A 13,088-nucleotide genomic window follows, 5' to 3' on the forward strand; every position below is an offset into this window, starting at 1 on the left:
CTACAGGCGGATCTCGGCGATGACCTCGCCGTACTCCGTCTCGCCCACCACGGAGAAGCCGACGCGCTCGAAGAACGCCGCCGGCCCGCCCTCGCCGGCCTCGTAGATGACGTTGACGTGGTCGACGCCGCGGGAACGGGCCTCGTCGAGCAGGGACTCCACCAGGAAGCGGCCCAATCCGCGCCCCTGTTCGTCGGCATCGACATTGATGCGCCAGAGTACGGAGCGGAAGTGGTCCTGGGGGAAGTCCGGATCGAAGTTGGCGCTGACGAAACCGACGACATCGGCGCCGTCCAGCACGACGCGCTGCCACGAGGTCTGCGGATTGACCACGGTCGCGGCGATGCCGTAGCTCACGGGGGAGAGGAACTCCTCCTGCCCCGGCTTGAGCGACATGTTGTTGACCGCCACGATCGTGGTGGCGGACAGTTCCTCGAGCCGAAGTTCGGTCATGGAGTCAGGCTATCGCTCCGGGCATCCCAGCCCCAGACCGCAGTCCGGGAAATCGCCCTGACCCCGCCCAGCGTCCGCACGCTCGCACGGGCCGGTGGCGCACGCCACCTCGGGCGTCGTGCCCACGGCGGGGCGAAGTATCTTGACGTCGAGATACTTTTCGCGGTGCATTAGGCTGGACGGAGACCTGAACGGAGACGACAACGGTGACTGAATCGACCATCATCTACACGTACACCGACGAGGCGCCTGCCCTGGCGACCGCCTCGTTCCTGCCGATCGTGCAGGCGTTCACGCGCCCCGCGGGCATCGATGTGGAGACGCGTGACATCTCGCTCGGGGGACGCATCCTCGCGGCCTTCCCGCAGAAGCTCACTCCGGAGCAGCAGGTCGGCGACGCCCTCGCCGAGCTCGGCGGACTCGCGACGCTCCCCGAGGCGAACATCATCAAGCTCCCCAACATCTCCGCGTCGATCCCGCAGCTGAAGGGCGCGATCGCCGAGCTGCAGGCCGCCGGCTACGACATCCCCGATTATCCGGATGACGCTCAGACGCTGGAGCAGAAGGACATCCGGGCGCGGTACGACCGCATCAAGGGTTCGGCGGTCAACCCCGTGCTCCGCGAGGGCAACAGCGACCGCCGGGCACCGCTGTCGGTGAAGAACTATGCGCGCAAGCATCCGCACGTGAACAAGCCGTTCCCCGAGGGCTCGAAGACCCGCGTCGCCACCATGGGGCATGACGACTTCAAGAGCAACGAGAAGTCGTGGGTCGCGGCCCATGACGACGTCCTGACGGTGCAGCACGTCGCCGCCGACGGCACGGTCACGGTGCTCAAGAGCGATTTGAAGGTGCTGCCGCGCGAGATCATCGACGCGACGTTCCTCTCGGCCTCCGCTCTCGACGCCTTCCTCGCCGAGACCCTGGCCGCGGCCAAGGCCGAAGACGTCCTCTACTCCGTGCACCTCAAGGCCACGATGATGAAAGTCAGCGACCCGATCATCTTCGGTCACGTCGTGAAGGCGTACTTCCCCGATGTCTTCGAGAAGTACGGCACGGCGATCGCCGAGGCCGGACTCACGCCCAACAACGGGCTCGGCTCGATCCTGTCGGGGCTCGGCTCACTCTCGCAGGGCGCCGAGATCGCAGCGGCCGTCGAGGCCGACCTCGAGAACGGCCCCCGCCTCTCGTACACGAACTCCGACAAGGGCATCACGAACCTGCATGTCCCGTCCGACGTCATCGTCGATGCGTCGATGCCCGCTCTCGTCCGCAACGGCGGAAAGCTCTGGGGCGTCGACGGCGGCGAAGACGACACGCTCGCCGTCATCCCCGACTCGTCGTACGCGAGCGTCTACCAGGCGGTCATCGACGATGTGATCGCGCACGGTCCGCTGGATCCGACCACGATCGGCACCGTGCCGAACGTCGGACTCATGGCGCAGGCGGCCGAGGAGTACGGCAGCCACGACAAGACGTTCGAGATCGCGGCGCCCGGCGTGGTTCAGATCCTCGACAGCGCGGGCGAGGTGCTCATCTCGCACGAGGTCTCGACGGGCGACATCTGGCGCGCGACCCAGACAAAGCACATCCCGATCATCGACTGGGTGCGGCTGGCCGTCGGACGCGCGCGCGCCACGGGCGTTCCCGCGGTGTTCTGGCTCGACGTCAACCGCGCACACGATGCGCAGCTGATCGCCAAGGTGCACCAGGCGCTCGCGACGCTCGACGCGCACGACGTGCAGATCCTGATCCTGGCTCCCGAAGAGGCGACGCGCTACACGCTGGCACGCCTCCGCAAGGGCGAGGACACGATCTCGGTCACCGGCAACGTGCTGCGCGACTATCTCACCGACCTGTTCCCGATCCTCGAGGTCGGCACGAGCGCCAAAATGCTCTCGATCGTCCCGCTGCTCGCCGGCGGCGGACTGTTCGAAACGGGCGCGGGCGGTTCGGCGCCGAAGCACGTGCAGCAGCTCATCGAGGAGGACTACCTGCGATGGGACTCCCTGGGCGAGTTCTTCGCGCTCGCCGCGTCGCTCGAGCACCTGTCCGAGTTCACCGGGAACACGAAGGCTCACGTGCTGGCCGAGACGCTGGATGCCGCGACCGGCACGTTCCTCGAGAACGACAAGTCGCCCGGTCGCAAGCTCGGATCGATCGACAACCGAGGCAGCCACTTCTACCTGGCGCTCTACTGGGCGCAGGAGCTCGCGGCCCAGAAGACCGATCCCGAGCTGGCCGCCGTGTTCGCGCCGGTCGCTGAGGCGCTCGCCGCGGAGGAGCAGAAGATCGTCGCGGAGCTGAACGCCGACCAGGGCTCGCCCGTCGACGTCGGCGGCTACTACCGCCCGAAGCCCGAGCTTGTCGACGCGGTCATGCGTCCGTCCGCGACATTCAACGGGATCGTCGACGCCATCAGCTGACGGCGGCGCAGCCTGACGAGGAGCGGATGCGGCCGCATCCGTTCCTCGTCCCCGGGTGTGAGCGTCCCGGACTTCTGCGAAGCAGGCGAAGCGTCGCGGGCGCCTGTCGTGTTCGCGCGGTCGGCGGCGAGAAGCGTCAACGGATTGCAGAAGTCGGGCACGGCCCGCCGCTGATCCACCCCGCCAGGTCTTCCCTGCCACCACGTTCCACCCGGGTCTGTCAGGTGGCGCGGGCGCCGCGCTTCGCCGGTCAGCCGATCGGGCGCGGCCCCTGAACGACCGCGACCCCGCCGGCCGGCACGTGCACGGCGGCCGTCACCTCGCGGCCGGTGACGAGGTCGACTCCGGATGCCGCGACCTCGGCGTCTCGGTCGCCGTGGTTGATCGCGAACAGCCACGACGCCGCGGCGCCCACCCGGCGGACGGTCTCGACGCCGTCGACGACGGGCAGGCGCGGCGTCACCCGCGATGCGGCCGCGATCGTGTCGACGAGGTCGGAGAAGCCCTCGTGCACGTCGGCGGAGACGTACCAGGCCTGCCCCGCGCCGACGGCGCGGCGGGTCACGGCGGGGAGCCCGGACAGCGAGCCCTCGGCGTAGGTGTCGACGACCTCCGCGTCGACGGCCCGTAAGCGCTCGGTCCAGTCGCGGGCGACGGCGCCCGAGGCGAGACGTGTGGCTGCGCCCTCGAGAAGCGGGGTGAACTCCTCGACGAACACTCCGAGCAGGTCCCGGAAAGCGCCCGGGTACCCGCCGAGGCGCACGCGGCCCTCGCCGTCGACGACACCCGACAGGTGGCCGATCACGACGGTCGCACCCGCCTCGGCCGCTGCGGCCAGCGCAGCGGCGGCGTCGTCGTCGGTCGCGTACATGCCCGGGACGACCAGCAGCTCGTAGCCGCTCAGATCGGCGGTCGGGGGGATGACGTCGGGGCCGTGACCGCGCCGCGACAGCTCTTCGTGCCACCGGCGGCCGGCGCGCTCGATCGGGTAGTCGTGCAGCGGGGGCTGAGCCTCCTCCCACGCCCATTTCGCGGGGATGTCAGCCACGATCGCGACGCGCGAGCGCTCCACGAGGCTGCCCGCCAGCGGAGCGAGGCGCTCGACGAGCCGCCCGAGCTGGACGACCTCGCGCCACTGCCGGGTCTCGGTGCCCGCGTGCGGAACCATCGCCGAGTGGTACTGCTCGACGCCGGATGCCGATGCGCGCCATTGGAAGAACAGCGCCCCGTCCGATCCGTGGGCGATGTGCTGCACGCTGTGGCGCGTCATCTCGCCGGGGGCCTTCGGCGGGTTGCGGGGCTGCCAGTTGACCGCACTCGTGGAGTGCTCCATCAGCAGCCACGGGCGACGTCGGTCCAAGCCCCGTGCGCGGGAGGCGACGAAGGCCAGATCGGTCTCGCGGTGCGGGTCGGCGGCCACGGTGTAGTGGTCGATGGCGACGACATCCAGGTCGGGCACCCAGTCCGCGTAGTCGGCGACGCTGCCGCCGACGGTGAGCATGAGGTTCGTCGTGATGGGCGTGACGACGCCGGCCGACCGCAGGGCATCGCGCTCGCGGCGGTACTGGTCGCGCAGGGCGTCGGAGCTGAAGCGGTCGTAGGCGAGCAGCAGCGACGGGCTCGTCCCCGATTCGCTCGCGAGCGGAGCGGTGATGTCGTCGAACCCGCGGTACCGCAGACCCCAGAATGCGGTGCCCCACGCGGCGTTCACCGCGTCGATCGTGCCGTAGCGGTGCCGGCACCACTCGCGGAAGGCCGCGGTCGACGCGTCGCAGTAGCAGAGCCGATTGCCGCCGCCCAGCTCGTTGCCCACGTGCCACATGCGCACGGCCGGGTGGGTGCCGTAGCGCTCTCCCAGCCGCGCAGCGATGCGGGCGGAGTAGTGGTGCCACGTCGGGTGGCTGGCGCACCAGCCGAGACGCCCGCCCTGGTGGAAGCGGATGCCCCGCCTGTCGACCGGGATGATCTCGGGGTGCGCGCGTTGCAGCCAGACCGGCGGAGCCGCCGTGGGCGTCGCCATGTCGATGCCGATGCCGGCGTCGCTCAAGCCGGCGACGACGCGGTCGAACCAGTCCCAGTCCCAGACATCGTCGTCGACCTCGAGGAAGCTCCACGCGAAGACCCCGAGCGTGACGGTGTTCACCCGGGCCTCGCGCATCAGGTCGAGGTCGTCCTGCCACACCGATTCCGACCACTGCTCGGGGTTGTAGTCGCCGCCGAAGAGAAGAGCGCCGTCCGTGATCGTCATGCGAGTCTCCTCGCCGCCTCCGCGTGATGGACGACGGCGGAGAGCGGATGCCTCGGCGACAGGTCGGCGAGGGCGACGGCGCCGTCGATCCCCACACCGCGCGGCTCGACGAGACGGATCGCGATGGGCGCGGCGCCCCTCGAAAGGTCGGCGGCGTCGAGCTCCCGATCGAACGACTCCCGCAGCAGGCGGGAGCGGAACACGCCTCCGATCGCGCACACCGAGAGCGTGGCGTCTTCGGGTCGGGCCACCCGTCGAAGCGACGCGATGACACTCTGCGCCAGCTCGTGCGCGGCCTGCCGCGTGATCTTCTCGGCGACCTCGTCCCCCTGGACTGCGAGGCGGGCGACATCGGCGGCGAACGACGCCACCACCTGCACGCGCCCTTCGTCTCCCTGCAGCTGGATGTAGGCCTGGGTGAGGTCGGGCCAGTGACCGCGGACGACCTCGGTCAGGGCCGTCGGCTCACCGCGGCCGTCGAAAGCGCGCATGACAGCCTCGAGGGCCTCCCGGCCGATCCAATATCCGCTGCCGGCGTCGCCCATGAGATAGCCCCAGCCGTCGACCCGTGCGACGGCGTCGGCCCCGACCGCGAGAGTGACCACTCCGGTGCCCGACGCGACCACCGAACCGTGTGCGTCGCCGAGGGCGCCCAGGAACGACGTGGTCGAGTCGTGGGCCAGGACGACCTCGTGGATGCCGGTGTCGGCGAGCATCGACAGGAGCACATCCGGATCGGCGTCCCGATCGGTGAGCCCCGAGATACCCGCCGTGACCACATCGGCATGAGCCCCCGTGCGTGCGAGCGCCGCGCGCACGACGTCGGCCACCTGCGGCAGCAGCGCTTCGTGCGTGCGGATGCCGCCGAAGAGCAGATCTTCGGAGGACCGGCCGCTCACGAGTCGCACCTTCATGCCGCTCTGACCGGCGTCGATCGCCAGCACCGCTCTGGTGGTCATGCTCGTGCTCCCGTCAGCGCTGCCCCGTAGACCTCGCGCAGGTATTCTCCCGCGGGTTTGGCGTACGGGCAGTAGTCGTCGTTCGCGCCGGCGTCCTCCGGCCGATAGAGCGTGGCCGGCCAGTCCCAGAGCATGAACCCGCCCACCCAGGGGCGCTGCGCGCACGCCGTGAACATCGCACGGTAGTAGCGCAGCTGCTCGTCTCCCGACGGCTCTCCCGGCAGCGACCAGTCGTTCGGCAGATCCGGTGAGCCGGTACGGCTCGGACAGCCCGCCTCCATGAAGAAGAACGGCTTGCCGGATGCCGCGACCACGGCTTCGATGCGGTCGAGCTCCTGCTCCCAGGTGTCGATGGGGTAGTAGCCGCTGGAAGAGACGAGGTCGATCGCATCCCACCACGAGACGTGGTCTTCCTGGTACTTGTCGCAGTTGTAGGTGATCAGGCCGGAGTACACGGCGCGCACATCGGCGATCAGCGCCCGCCAGTGCGCCTCCTGGCCGTCGGCGCGCACCATCTCGCACCCGATGCAGAGCATCTCGCACTGCTCGGCGGCAGCGAGCTCGGCCGCGTGCAGGATGAAGGCGCGGTAGGACGCGAACCAGTCGCTCCAGCTGGGCTCGCGCGGCACGTCCCAGTCGAAGAAGCCGATGTGCGCACGCCACGTGCCGTCGGCACAGTTGACCACCGGCTTGAGGCACACCCGGAGCCCGAGGCTCTTCGCCTCGCGGATCGCCCAGACGATCTCGTCATCGGTCGCGGTCGGTGCTTCCAGGAAGCCGATCTCGGTGCTGAAGGGGGTCTCCTGCAGGGCCGAGTAGGCCAGGGCCGTCCAGTTGACGCCAAGCTCGGCCATCCGGGCCATCGAATCCGCGGCCGCAGGGGTCGCCCATGTGCCGCGGGTGCCGACCCATCCCCAGGTCATGCCGCACACCGGCGGGTACGGCCAGGCGGCGGCTGTGGGTTCGACCGTCACGAGGCGACCAGCTCATTGGCCGTGCGCAGGACTGCGGGGTGCGAGAGGGCGGGCGCCTGTGCCGAGGTGAGGCCGTGAACGTGGACCGTCACCGATTCGCCGGGCAGGAGCGTGATGAGTCCGTCGCCGGCGTGCGCGCCGGGCGCGACCTTGTCGACGAGGAGCGTCAGGTCGCGGACGAGTCCTCGCGTGGTCAGCGTGACATCGACTCCGCCGTCCACCTCGGTGACCGAGAGGGCGACCGTGGCGGTCTGGAGGGCGCTGTCTCGCGGCTCGGCGAAGAACCAGAAGCCGCGCACACCGTCGACCTCGGCCACGATCAGTTCACGGGAGGTGTCGCCCGCGACGGCCACGTCGTCGGGCAGACGCACCGTCGCCGTGCCGCGTGCGTCCACCGCCACGCGGGTGACCGCGCGGGCGAGCTCCGTGCCGTCGAAGTTGAGGCGCCTCAGGGTCAGCTCCCCGTCCACGGACTGAGCTGTGTCGTTGCCGACGATGACCGACAGCCCGTCTTCGCGCGGCTGCACCGTCACGAGGACGGGAGCGAAGGCCGCGCGCAGTGCGTGGAAGAGGGGCTTCGGGCGCTCGTCGCCGTCGATGGCCGCCCAGGACGTCACCGGCCAGCAGTCGTTCAGCTGCCAGACGATGGCGCCCATCGTGTGCGGCGCCCAGGAGCGGAAGTGCTCGAGCGCGGTGCGCACGGCGATCGCCTGGTTGAGCTGCATCGCCCAGTGCCAACGGTCCATGTCGTCCGGGAAGCGGAAGTGAGGCACGAGTCCGCCGGTGAGCTTGACGTTCCCCTCCATGGCCTTCTGGTGGACGATCATCCCGGGCGACTCGGGCGTGAGCGGGTTGTCGCTGATGGAGCGCGTGAGGGTCGTCCACGTGGGCGGCCCCTGCCAGCCGAACTCGGCGACGAAGCGGGGACGGTGCTCGCGGTAGGTGAGCCAGTCCCGTCGGTTCCACTGCTCCCACAGGTGCATCGAGCCGTGCTCTTCGTCGTTGGGGTGCAGGCGCGACCGGTGCTCCGGCTCCCCCCGATCGTCCGCTGACCCGCCGTCGCCCGGGCTGAACGGCGACCCCGGTGCGTACGGAACGTGCGGCGCGAGTTCATCGATCAGGCGGGGGAAGAGGTCGTAGTAGTAGTAGGCGCCCCAGGTCTTGCCGTCGAGGCGCTGCTTCCACCCCCAGTCCTCGTAGCCCCAAAGGTTCTCGTTGTTGCCCGTGAGGAGCACGAGCGAGGGGTGCGATGCGAGCCGCACGATGTTCTCGCGGGCTTCCGCTTCCACCTCGGAACGCAGCGGCTCCTCTTCGGCATAGGCGGCGCACGCGAAGAGGAAGTCCTGCCAGGTCAGCAGGCCGAGCTCGTCGCAGAGCCCGTAGAAGTCGTCGGACTCGTACAGCCCTCCGCCCCAGACGCGGATCAGGTTGAGGTTCGCGGCCAGCGCCTGCTCCAGCCGGCGCCGATAGCGCGCGCGGTCCACGCGGACGGGCAGGGCGTCGTCGGGAATCCAGTTGGCGCCCTTCACGAACACCGGCTGGTCGTTGACGATCAGGGTGAAGGGCGTGCCCGCGGCATCCGGTTCGGTGTCCCAACGCACGGTGCGGAAGCCGACGCGGCGATGCGTGTCGTCGAACACGACGCCGCCGACCTGGTCGAGGACGACGTCCACGACATAGAGGGGCTGATCGCCGTAGCCCGCAGGCCACCACCGCCGCACGTCCTCGAGTTCGATCCGACCACGCACCCGGTCGCCGTCCACGTCGATGACGGCGATCGGCAGCGATCCGGCGTCGAGACCGGGTCCGTCGACGGCGATCCGCAGAAGCAGCGGGGCGGCCGCGGCATCCGCTGCTCGTTCCAGCGTCACGTCCACGTCGATCGTCCCGCCATTGCCGTCGGGCGTGGCGACGACCCGCACCTCGGCGAGGCGCGCGACCGACCAGGACTCCAGGGCGACCGGCCCCACGATGCCGCTCGTGTACGTCGCGATGCCCCAGTCCCACCCGAAGTTGCAGGCGGACTTGCGGATCGCGTCGTACGGGAGGGGGTATGGTCGCTCGCGCTGTCCGAGGGCGAGGCTCTGAGCGTTGGCGTACTTGATCGGGGAGCGGAAGAGGATCTGCAGGGAGTTCTCGCCCGGCGTGAGCAGATCGCCCACGTCGAAGCGGTAGGACCGATGCTGGTTGGCGGTCTGTCCGAGCAGAGTTCCGTTGAGGCGGATCTCGGTCACCGTGTCGAGGCTCTCGAAGACGAGATCCGTGCGATCTGCCGTACCCGGCTCCGCGGAGAACACCGTGGAGTACGCCCAGTCGACGAGTCCGATCCACGCGAGCGCCGACTCGTTGTCATCGAGATACGGGTCGGGGATGAGGTCGGCACGCAGCAGGTCGGTGTGCACGCACCCCGGCACCTCCGCGGCGACGGTCCGCCGTGCGATTGAGTCGGGCACGGGGCCGGCCGTCGCCTGCAGCGACCAGCCCTGGTGGAGTTCGCGCCGATGAAGGCCGGTGCGCGTGCGGCTCCCGGTCTGCGTCGCGCTCACTTGACCGCTCCCGCCGTGAGACCGCGATAGATCCAGCGCTGCAGAAGCAGGAAAGCGAGGATCGTGGGGATGATGACGACGATCGTACCGGCGGCGATGATCTCCCACTGGGCACCGAACGGGCCCTTGAACCGGAACAGCGAGGTCGAGATGAACCCCTCCGACGGCAGGTAGAGGAAGGGGGCGTAGAACTCGTTGTAGATGGCGATTCCCTTGATGATGACGACGGTCGCGATGGCGGGTTTGAGGAGAGGGAGCACGATGCGCCAGTAGATGGTCCACCGGTTCGCTCCGTCGATCATCGCCGCTTCATCCAGCGAGATGGGGATCGACTGCATGAACTGGATGAACAGGTACAGCGCGATCACGTCGGTGCCCATGAACAGCAGGATCAGCGCGGTCTTCGTGTCGTAGAGCCCGAGACCGTTGATCAGCTGGAAAGTGGCCACCTGGCTCGTCACACTGGGGATGAGCGTCGCGGTCAGGAACAGGGCCATCACGAGCTTCTTGCCGCGGAAGGCGAACCTGTCGATCGCGTACGCCGCCATGGTTCCGATGAAGATCGTGCCGACGAGCGAGACCACCAGCACGATCGTGGTGTTGATGAAGCCCTGCAGCATCTCGCCGCTCGTGAATGCGGTGACGAAGTTCGAGAAGTTGAGCCAGTCGGCGGGCGGGTCGAAGGGTCCGGTCGCTGCGTATTCCTGCTTCGTCTTGAGGCTGGCGAAGAGCACGACAGACAGGGGCAGCAGCGTGAAGAGCGCACCCAGGATGAGGCTCACGTATTTGGCGGTGGTCGCACTCATGCCGCGCAGCCGCGCGCCGGGCGACATGCCCTTGATCTGCCGACCTGCGGCGAGGGAACGATCGGCCGTGGTCGTCATGTCAGGTCCACCTTGTCGTCGGGGAAGAGCTTGCGTTGGATGATCGTCACGATGACGACGATCGCCAGGAGCACCACGGCCATGGCGGAGGCGAGCCCCACCTGCCGGAACTGGAAAGCGGTCTGCAGTGTTTGGATGACGAACGTGGCCGAGCCGTTGGCTCCGCCGGTCATCACGAAGGGGATCTCGAAGACGCTCAGCGCGCCGGCGACCGCGAGGATGAAGGACAGGCCGATGATGCGCCGGATGCCGGGGAAGATCAGTGCCTTGAACTGCTGGAAGCGGTTCGCCCCGTCGAGCTCGGCGGCCTCGTAGAGTTCACGCGGGATCGACTGGATCGCGCCGAGGAACAGCACGAAGTTCAGGCCGGTGTAACGCCAGATCGACGTGCCGGCCAACGACCAGTTGATGATATCGGGGTCGCCGAGCCACTGCGGGGGGTCGGTCACGCCCACCCACGACAGGACGGTGTCCAGCGTGCCGCCCGGCTGGAACAGGTAGAGGAAGACGAATCCGATCGCGACGCCGTTGATCAGGTACGGGAAGAACAGGATGCCGCGGAACAGGTTCTGGAATCGCGTCGAGAAGCTCAGGATCGTCGCGAAATACAGCGCGATGCCCATCTGGGCGAACGTGGCGATGAAGTAGTAGAGGCTCACACCGAACACGCTGAAGATGCGCGGATCGGTGAACACCCGGACGTAGTTGTCGAGACCGACGAAGTTCTTCGTCTGGTCGATGCCGTCCCAGTCGGTGACGCTGAAGTAGAAGAGGTTCAGCGCGGGCCAGTAGGTGAAGAGCAGGAGCAGTCCGAGAGCGGTGGCCAGGAACAGCCACGGCGTGAGTTTTCCCAGGAAGGTCTTTCCCGTGATCGGTCCGCTCGTCTGCCCGCCACCGCCTGTTCCGCGGCGCGGGCCGCGGAACAGGCGTGAGCGGACGGGAGCGGAGAGGCTGGCAGGTGCGCCGCTCGGGGCAGCCCCTTCGGTGGTGAGTGCCATGATGCTTCTCCGTGTTCCCTGAGTGTCAGCCGGCGGCGAGCTTGTCGACCGAGGCGCCCCAGCGCTCGTTCAGCTCGGCGAAGTAGCTGTCCTTGTCGCCGTCGGCGGCGCCGCGGGCGATGTCGATCAGCTTCTGGCGGTAGATCGGCCCGTACAGGTCGATCTGCGAGTCGTTCGAGGTGTCGGCCAGCAGGCTCTCCTTACCGGCGGGAGCGGCGTTGATCTCCATGAGGCTGACGCCCGCGTCGGTGAATCCGGCGAGGTTGTCGGGGAGGTCCTTCGAGATGAGCGGTGAGATCATGCCCTGCGCCTCGGTGTAACCCGACTCGGTGGCGACCCACTGGATCCACGCCCACGATGCGGCCTTCGCCTTGGAGTACTTGCTGATCGCGAGGTTGTAGTCGCCGGCGATGACGGCGTACTGCGTGTCGTCGACGTTGGCCGGGAATGCCATGTAGCCGATGTCGTCGGCGGATCCGCCGTTCTCCTCGGCCGCGGCCTGCATCTGCGAGATGGCCCATGAGCCGAGGGGCATCGTCGCGATCTTGCCCGTCGCCAGGTCGACCTTGGACTGCTCCCAGTTGGTCGTCAGCGGGTCCTCCTCGGTGTAGCCGTCGGCGACGGTGTCGAACAGCAGGGAGTCGATCGCATAGACGTCGGTGCCTTCGGTCCAGGGCGCCTTGTCTTCGGCCATCGTGATGGGTGCGTCGGGGTCGTTCGTGACGACGCCGAGGTTGCCGAAGCTCTGTGTGAGCGGCCAGCCGTCCTTGTAGTTCGTGTACATCGGGACGGCCTCGGTGTTGTCCTTGACGAGCTTCATCGCGGCGAGCCACTCATCCTCGGACGTCGGCATGGTCGTGATGCCGGCCTCCGCGAAGACCTTCTTGTTGTAGACGATGCCGTTCGCGTTGCCGCCGAAGGCGATGCCGTATTGGGTGCCGTCGTAGCTGGAGGCGGGGAGGAACCGGTAGGTGTCCTCGAAGTCCGCGGTCTTGCCGAGTGGCTCGAGGAACTGGCTGAACTGGTTCGGCGACAGCGTGGGGATGCCGATGACGTCACCGAAGTTGCTCGTGCTCAGGCGGGTCTGCATCTCACCGGCGTAATCGGTGATGCCCTCGAATGTGACATTCACATCGGGGTACTTCGCCGTGAACTCCTCTGCGTACTTGTCGAAAGTGCCGTCAGCGATGAGGTCGGTGCGCCACGTGATGACCTTGATGTCGCCCTTCACCTCGCCGTCGATGGTGTTGCTCGCGTCGCCGGCGCCGCCGGAGGCGGAGCAGCCGGTGACGGCGATCCCCGCTACTGCCAGCAGCGTGAGGCTCGCCATTGCCCTTCTAGCCATGTGATTTCTCTCCTTGTCAGATTCACCCTTGAACTGAGGATGCGGATGCCGCCGCACCATCGCGCAGGTTGTCGCGGGGTAACGATAAGCACCCCGGGGCGCCCTTCGCAAGCACCGTATGACAACGCTGTCTGAGACTGTCTTTTCGTTATCCGGAATCCAAGAGTGGCTTTGGACCTGGGATTTATCCGACCTTCAGCGCGGCCGATCCCTCGTAATGTCTGAGAAATGTCCATCGTCGTCATTTCGCCCCGC

The 13,088-nt window shown here is 68.1% G+C and carries 9 protein-coding genes; 1 reads left to right on the top strand and 8 read right to left on the bottom strand.

Features of this window, described 5'->3' with window-relative positions; genetic code table 11:
* Positions 1–453, bottom strand: coding sequence for a GNAT family N-acetyltransferase (locus ACFXOO_RS07800; protein WP_378841289.1), 453 nt, complete (start codon positions 451–453; stop codon positions 1–3).
* A 206-nt stretch (positions 454–659) separates the two neighbouring features.
* On the opposite strand from ACFXOO_RS07800, the gene ACFXOO_RS07805 reads away from it, so the two are divergent.
* Positions 660–2,879, top strand: a complete 2,220-nt coding sequence (locus ACFXOO_RS07805) for an NADP-dependent isocitrate dehydrogenase (RefSeq protein WP_378853479.1) — start codon at positions 660–662, stop codon at positions 2,877–2,879.
* A 250-nt stretch (positions 2,880–3,129) separates the two neighbouring features.
* Here ACFXOO_RS07805 and ACFXOO_RS07810 read toward each other — a convergent pair whose 3' ends face one another.
* From ACFXOO_RS07810 to ACFXOO_RS07840, 7 genes are read right to left on the bottom strand one after another with little or no spacing between them, the layout of a single operon-like run.
* Positions 3,130–5,127 carry a beta-galactosidase gene (locus tag ACFXOO_RS07810; protein WP_378853481.1) on the bottom strand — a complete coding sequence of 666 codons (1,998 nt, stop codon included), beginning with the start codon at positions 5,125–5,127 and terminating at the stop codon, positions 3,130–3,132.
* Positions 5,124–6,086: an N-acetylglucosamine kinase gene (locus ACFXOO_RS07815; RefSeq protein WP_378841284.1), complete on the bottom strand. Its 963-nt coding sequence runs from the start codon at positions 6,084–6,086 to the stop codon at positions 5,124–5,126. The genes ACFXOO_RS07810 and ACFXOO_RS07815 overlap by 4 nt, the downstream gene beginning before the upstream one ends.
* Positions 6,083–7,060, bottom strand: a complete 978-nt coding sequence (locus ACFXOO_RS07820) for a glycoside hydrolase family 113 (protein ID WP_378853483.1) — start codon at positions 7,058–7,060, stop codon at positions 6,083–6,085. Before ACFXOO_RS07820 ends, ACFXOO_RS07815 begins: the two co-directional genes overlap by 4 nt.
* Positions 7,057–9,606 carry a glycoside hydrolase family 2 protein gene (locus ACFXOO_RS07825; RefSeq protein ID WP_378853485.1) on the bottom strand — a complete coding sequence of 850 codons (2,550 nt, stop codon included), beginning with the start codon at positions 9,604–9,606 and terminating at the stop codon, positions 7,057–7,059. Before ACFXOO_RS07825 ends, ACFXOO_RS07820 begins: the two co-directional genes overlap by 4 nt.
* Positions 9,603–10,490, bottom strand: a complete 888-nt coding sequence (locus ACFXOO_RS07830; RefSeq protein WP_378853487.1) for a carbohydrate ABC transporter permease — start codon at positions 10,488–10,490, stop codon at positions 9,603–9,605. Before ACFXOO_RS07830 ends, ACFXOO_RS07825 begins: the two co-directional genes overlap by 4 nt.
* On the bottom strand, positions 10,487–11,488 hold the full coding sequence (locus ACFXOO_RS07835) for a carbohydrate ABC transporter permease (RefSeq protein WP_378841275.1): 1,002 nt from the start codon (positions 11,486–11,488) through the stop codon (positions 10,487–10,489). Before ACFXOO_RS07835 ends, ACFXOO_RS07830 begins: the two co-directional genes overlap by 4 nt.
* A 25-nt stretch (positions 11,489–11,513) precedes the next feature.
* The gene (locus ACFXOO_RS07840) at positions 11,514–12,818 is read right to left on the bottom strand and encodes an ABC transporter substrate-binding protein (RefSeq protein ID WP_378841273.1); all 1,305 of its coding nucleotides are present in this window, start codon (positions 12,816–12,818) and stop codon (positions 11,514–11,516) included.
* Positions 12,819–13,088: the final 270 nt, after the last annotated feature.

Source organism: Microbacterium sp. P03, from assembly GCF_043556235.1.
In the GTDB taxonomy this organism is placed as follows: Bacteria; Actinomycetota; Actinomycetes; order Actinomycetales; family Microbacteriaceae; genus Microbacterium.